This window comes from Caballeronia sp., assembly GCF_049581465.1.
Taxonomy (GTDB): Bacteria; Pseudomonadota; Gammaproteobacteria; order Burkholderiales; family Burkholderiaceae; genus Caballeronia.
This window is the reverse complement of sequence record NZ_JBAUSA010000662.1, coordinates 1-4,386: the sequence shown is the minus strand read 5'-3', so window position 1 is coordinate 4,386 and position 4,386 is coordinate 1. Positions and strand designations below refer to the sequence as shown.

Below are 4,386 nucleotides of genomic sequence, written 5' to 3'. Positions count from 1 at the left end.
CGGCCTGTTCAACGACATTGCCGCAAGTGAGACCTTGATTCGGAGTGCGTCATTCAACGACGTTCCACCCGAAATCGTGCAGGAGTCGCTGCAATGGCTTGAAAAACAGAAGTGCCGACGCATGCGTGCTGCATCGCGGCGTGTTCGAGCCATCGCAAGTTAAACCTGCCGAGACCTCTAGCATCCAGTGCAGCAGTGTCACTGAGCTACCTGGACAGGTGGGCGCGGGCTTTGTAGGCCGATTCTTCTCGAATGCCTCCGCGATTATGTTTTTGCACTCTGAGGATGAGTGTCTAGGGGCATTCGCGAATGATCAAACTAATCGCCATATTCTATTTTACATAACGTTAATTATCAACTTTTATATGTTTACCTACATCAACGCACCACCGTTAAGCCAGGGGTATTTTTTCCTCGCATGCACCACATTCAACGCCGTGACGGTCGTACGGTGAGCAATGGTGAAGGCCGGGACAAACGCCGCAGGCGCAAAGGTTCATCGGCTTGAGGGGTCTCTGCACGGTCCGAGCTTGATATCAAGCGCGAACGCATATAGAATAAGTCATGAACATCATGAACACGGAGTCAATGATATGTCTATCGCGGTTTCAACCGAAGAACTTGCGGCCAACACCGCGCGACTGCTCGGCGCGGATGACAAGCCAGGTGTGGTCGACTACTTGAAGGCGGTTTTTGACAATGTGGCCAGCGGCAACATCGGCGAGCCTCTGCTGCACAGGATGCTCAACGTGGAGCGCCCCGACGCGCTCGCCGCTGCTCGAGCTCGCGGCCGCCGCTTTGCCGTCGAAGACTATCGAAGTCCCGACAACCTGGCTTTGCTGGATGCGCGCGACTACGCCGGGCGCAACGAGCGCACGATCAACGAAAAGAGGCAAAAGGGGGAGCTGTATGCCCTGCTCCCGCCGGGCAAGGAACGAGGGTTCCGCTACCCGAAATGGCAGTTCGATGCCGATCCCGTCCGCCTCATCGCTGTGCTGGGGCCTTTCGCATCGGCGAAGGCGAACTCGTGGGTGATTCACTCGTTCATGCGTAGCAAGCGCGGCGAATTGGATGGGCACTCGCCTGCCGAGGTCATACTCGATACCCATGCGGACCTGGGCCGGGTAGTCGATCTGGCCGAGCAGGAAGTGTCCGGCGAACAGGGGGCGTTGTGAGCAGGGAGGCGCATAAGCGACCGGTCGAACACTGTCCCCTGCCGCCCCCGGGTTTTCACGAAGCAGAGCGTCCGGTCCATGAGATGAATCTCTCGGTCACGACTCTGCTGCGCATCCACTGGCGCCTGCGCGAGCCGGTCTACTACAATCGGCGCTCCACGTCGGCTACGGTTTTCCGCTTTGACGCCCCAAACGACGAATTCGGGGTGCTCTACGCGTCGCCTTCGTTCGACGCTTGCATGGCCGAAACGTTGATGCGCGGTCGCTACCGCGGTGTTGGCGCAACCGCGCCCCACGTGATCGACGAGCAAGCCATCATTGAACGACGCGTTGCAACTTTGGGCTGCGAAGATCCGCGAGCTCTGCGCCTCGCCGATCTTACACAGCCGCTGTGGTCTCTCGGTTTCGATGCGCACGTGCTTTCGACGCCGGACTACTCAGCGCCAAATGAGTGGAGCAGCGCGATTCACGGCAATGTTGCGAACCTTGACGGGATTTACTTCAACTCCCGATTCGCCAACCGGGTTTCGGTTGCGATCTTTAGTGACCGGCTGCAACTGATCCAGCGCGGGGCCTCGGTACCATTGTTCGACCATCCGGAACTTCCAGACTTTCTCGACCGTTTCGGCATAGGGATCGCTGACGCTAGGGGCGCCGATTGGCAGATCGTCGAGGAATAAGCTTGCCTCAGTGTTCATGCCTGGTCGCCAAGCCGCAACAGCGGCTCGGGTTTCTTGTACTTCTAGCCTCCTCCGATCCCCTCCGGATCAATGCATCAAGGGTGGCTGTACATTGCATTCCAGTCCGCGGCGGACACACCGCGTCCGGACTGCGACGAACCGTTCGCGGCTCCGCCATAACCGCTTGCTGCGCCGTTTTGCGCGGCCACACGGGCTTCAGCAGCCTGAATTTGGGTGGGATAAGACACATCGCCACTGCTGGCTGGGTTATAACCCGCCTTCTCAAGCTGGACGAGCTCGTTGCGCACCTGAGCGCGAGTGACAGTCGAATCAGACTGAGCGAACGACACGACCGGAGCGGTGAGTACGGCGGCAACAACAACGGCTTGGATCAACGATTTCATGACGACTTACCTCGCGACTTTGTTTTGTCCTGTTACGAACAGCCCCGTTCGCAACCAGTGACCACAGTCTAGGTAAGTGGACGCTTCAGATTAAGGCCCCTGGCCGGAAGGGACCGTTGTCAAATCTGGGTAAACCCCTTGGTGATTTATGTTAAGAGACTGCCCGAAGTCAGACTGCCGATCCAGAAAACGCGCAGATCGCTATAGCAGGAAAACGCGAGCTATGAATCACTCCCGCCCCGCCGCCCGTCGACCCGTTCAATCCCGAAGCACGCAAAAACACTAGAAAAAAAGCTGCGATCCGACGATATTAATCACATGATAAACAATCATAGACGCAACGATAGGTTGTTGACGCGTCAAGCTGGACCCTTTATGAAGAGCTGAAGTACGACACGCAGCAGATACGAAGTTTCGACTGGAGCAGCTACCCAATACTCCGTTTTTCAGCGGTGCCCGACAGCGTCGAGGTTCACTTGATCGATCGGCCCGGCATGCCGTTCCTTGGCACGGCAGAGGCTGCAATGGGGCCGACTGCGGGCGCCCTCGCGAATGCGCTGTTCGACGCGACAGGCCAACGGCTTCGTCAAATGCCGCTGGCCGGCGACAGCTTGAAACAACTGATCGACGCTTAGAAGCGAAGCCGATAGAAGCATCCTGCACCGAAATCATCTTTGCGCAATGGGACATACCGTGCGAGGCCTGCTCTCCTGCGGCCTCGCACGCTCCCTTATCCCCGTCGCGCCCATGAAAGGATTTCGATGGCGTTGAGAATCATAATGAAAGCGTCGTTTAGCGGATGGCCCAAAAAACGTTCAAAAAACGTTCATAGCAAGCGTCGCCGAATGACAATGATCAAATGGGGACGACTTGCGGACTATCGCCCGACAGTAACAACTGGGGCACCTGTGAGAACTCCCACGCGCCTGCCGCTTGCCGGTCCAAAATCCAGACGAGATCGAATCGATCCGGCCAGATCGGCGGATACGGTGTGGAATTGCCGACGATCGCCTTGACGATAGCAGGAATCGCTTGATGCTCCCACGCGATCAAAACGGGACCCTGGGCGTCCATGGCAGCCGTCACAAGGCTCGATTCGTCCCCCTTGGGATATTGAGTATTGAATTGAAAGCCGGGCACTGTCCCGAGTAAGGTTGCGAGCTCCAACACCGTGTGTTGCGGCCGTAGACTCGCGCTGTGATGAGCGACTTGCGAAGTGAAAATCGTGTTGGGTGTCGCCAGTCCCGGTTGCGCGAACTCGCCATCAAGGGGCGCGAAGAACCTTACCAATGCCCCGGAACGCTGCCAGCCACGCACGATCAATTCTTCCGCGTTGGTCGCCCCGGCCGCGGTAACCCCTTGCACCGAGCCATCGGCGGCTGGTTTCTCGGCGTGGCGAATGATCATGATCTTGTCGGATGCCATGGCTGTGCTCCAGTTGTTGCGCTTAGCGAGGTGTTTCTCAAGAAGCCCGCGTCTGCTGAATTGACGATCCGACAATCGACAATCGATGTCGTCGGTATCAATCGTCAACCGCAGATGCAGGACTAGTCGGTATAGGGCATTCGCACACGCAAATCAAGCCACACCCTGCCGCGACCGTAATATGCTAAATAATGCGAATTAAAATGTTCTGCCAGCGTCTGAGTGCTGCCTCTGAATTTGAGGGGTTGTAGAATTGCTGGAATAGCCGTGCGGTATCGGGTTTTGCCGTTGTCTTTCTTTTCGTCTTATGGGGTTGCCGCGCGCAGCGCGGCCCCTCCCCTGAAAGCAGCCGACCTGAAATTCGTGACCGCATGTCCGTGAGCTACATTGCCTGGAAGGACGATGTGGTGCGCCTGATTTTCACTGACAACACGTTTTGCGTCGCCGGCGTGCCCGCGCCAGACGTGCCGTTTCTGATCAACGGCGAGGGCGAACTTGCCGAGGCAGCGAACCGCTATCTGTACTTCGTGTCGTGCATCAGCGGCCGGACGCGCGCAGAGACAACCCGCAGGACCTACGCCGATCACCTGTACGACTTCTTCTCGTTCTTGGAAGAAAAGAATCTTTCATGGGATTCAGTCAGCCATTCGCACCTGGCTGCTTGGCGCAATGGCATGCAGGAGCGTGGCCTCAGGCGTACGA

The 4,386-nt window shown here is 57.4% G+C and carries 5 protein-coding genes and 2 pseudogenes; 5 read left to right on the top strand and 2 right to left on the bottom strand.

The features are described 5' to 3' along the window. The 3 genes and pseudogenes from WCA53_RS16350 to WCA53_RS16340 form a co-directional block, all read left to right on the top strand. A pseudogene (locus WCA53_RS16350) lies at nt 1–163 on the top strand (CHAD domain-containing protein); the annotation flags it as partial. Nucleotides 164–593: 430 nt separating this feature from the next. Next, nucleotides 594–1,175: a hypothetical protein gene (locus WCA53_RS16345; RefSeq protein WP_423912430.1), complete on the top strand. Its 582-nt coding sequence runs from the start codon at nt 594–596 to the stop codon at nt 1,173–1,175. A gap of 83 nt (nt 1,176–1,258) precedes the next feature. Beyond that, nucleotides 1,259–1,855, top strand: coding sequence for an RES family NAD+ phosphorylase (locus tag WCA53_RS16340; protein WP_423912427.1), 597 nt, complete (start codon nt 1,259–1,261; stop codon nt 1,853–1,855). A 95-nt stretch (nt 1,856–1,950) separates the two neighbouring features. Here WCA53_RS16340 and WCA53_RS16335 read toward each other — a convergent pair whose 3' ends face one another. Beyond that, entirely contained in the window at nt 1,951–2,259 is a 309-nt protein-coding gene (locus WCA53_RS16335; protein ID WP_423912424.1) for a DUF4148 domain-containing protein, read from the bottom strand. Between the two features lie 347 nt (nt 2,260–2,606). Here WCA53_RS16335 and WCA53_RS16330 point away from each other — a divergent pair. Then, a pseudogene (locus tag WCA53_RS16330) lies at nt 2,607–2,894 on the top strand (xanthine dehydrogenase family protein molybdopterin-binding subunit); the annotation flags it as partial. Nucleotides 2,895–3,114: 220 nt separating this feature from the next. On the opposite strand, the gene WCA53_RS16325 reads toward WCA53_RS16330, so the two are convergent. Further along, complete coding sequence (locus WCA53_RS16325; protein WP_423912421.1) at nt 3,115–3,684, bottom strand: hypothetical protein; 570 nt, start codon at nt 3,682–3,684, stop codon at nt 3,115–3,117. Nucleotides 3,685–4,055: 371 nt separating this feature from the next. Between WCA53_RS16325 and WCA53_RS16320 the strand changes: the two genes are divergently transcribed. Next, nucleotides 4,056–4,386, top strand: a 331-nt coding sequence (locus WCA53_RS16320; RefSeq protein WP_423912417.1) for a site-specific integrase, incomplete at its 3' end; no start/stop codon positions are given.